1 protein-coding gene is annotated in these 1,204 nt (G+C 58.4%); it reads left to right on the forward strand.

The window, feature by feature from the left end; translation table 11 throughout:
- The first annotated feature begins 67 nt into the window (after positions 1-67).
- A protein-coding gene (locus FLQ03_RS14745) for an IS3 family transposase (protein ID WP_144374141.1) occupies positions 68-1,179 on the forward strand; the annotation gives its coding sequence in 2 pieces (ribosomal slippage) (positions 68-326 and positions 326-1,179; 1,113 coding nt in all).
- The last annotated feature ends 25 nt before the right edge of the window (positions 1,180-1,204 follow it).

Here is a 1,204-nt window from a genome sequence, read left to right on the forward strand (position 1 = left end):
CGACGTTCACCCCATCTTGAGTAGCACGTAACTTTAGCGTCCAATCCACCATGACAAGGAGTTGGACATGAAGAAACGATTCACCGAAGAACAGATCATCGGCTTCCTGCGCGAAGCAGAAGCCGGCATGCCAGTAGCCGAGCTGTGCCGCAAGCATGCCTTCTCGGAAGCCAGCTACTACCTCTGGCGCAGCAAGTTTGGCGGCATGAATGTTTCGGAGGCCAAGCGTCTCAAAGAGCTGGAAACCGAAAATGCTCGGCTGAAAAAGCTCCTGGCCGAAACCATGCTCGAGAACGAGATCACCAAGGAAGCTCTCCGAAAGAAGTGGTGAGCGCACCGTCACGGCGGGAACTGGTGCGCTATCTGCTGGGCAAGGGGCTGAGTGAACGCCGCTCGTTGCGGGTGGCGGGCATGAGCCCCAGCGCCTTCCGCTACCAGCCGCAGCCAGACCGTAATGCCTCGCTCAAGGAAAAAATCATCACCCTGGCGCAGCGCCACCGGCGCTACGGGGCCAGCATGATTTACCTGAAACTGCGGCAGGAAGGCATACAGGTCAATCACAAGCGCGTGGATCGGCTCTATGCCGAGGCAGGTCTGCAAATTCGTCGGCGCAAGCGCAAGAAAGTGCCGGTGGCAGACCGTCATCCGCTGGCGCGACCGATGGCGGCCAACCAGGTTTGGTCGATGGACTTCGTGTTCGATCGGACAGCAGAGGGGCGTGTCATCAAGAGCTTGACTATCGTTGATGACGCTACGCACGAAGCGGTGGCCATTGTGCCGGAGCGGGCGATGAGCGGCATGCACCTGACGCGTGTCCTTGATCAGTTGGCGCAGACGCGCGGCTTGCCCAAAGCGATCAGGACGGATAACGGCAAGGAGTTCTGCAGCCGAGCGATGTTGGATTGGGCGCATGCTCGGGGTGTTCAGCTCTTCCTCATTGAGCCGGGCAAGCCGAATCAGAACGCTTACATCGAATCGTTCAACGGGCGCTTCCGGGACGAATGTCTGAACGAACACTGGTTCACCAGTCTGCGCCACGCTCAGATCGTGATCGAAGCCTGGCGAAGGGAATACAACAACGAAAGGCCCAAGAAAGCGCTGGGCGGTTTGACGCCAGCGGCCTACGCCAAATTACTGGCGGAGAAATCCGGTAAATTAGCCTTGGACTCTAAAGCGTAGTGCTACTGAGATTGGGGGGACGTCG

Origin of the sequence: Vogesella urethralis (assembly GCF_007644045.2) — a bacterium.
In the GTDB taxonomy this organism is placed as follows: Bacteria; Pseudomonadota; Gammaproteobacteria; order Burkholderiales; family Chromobacteriaceae; genus Vogesella; species Vogesella urethralis.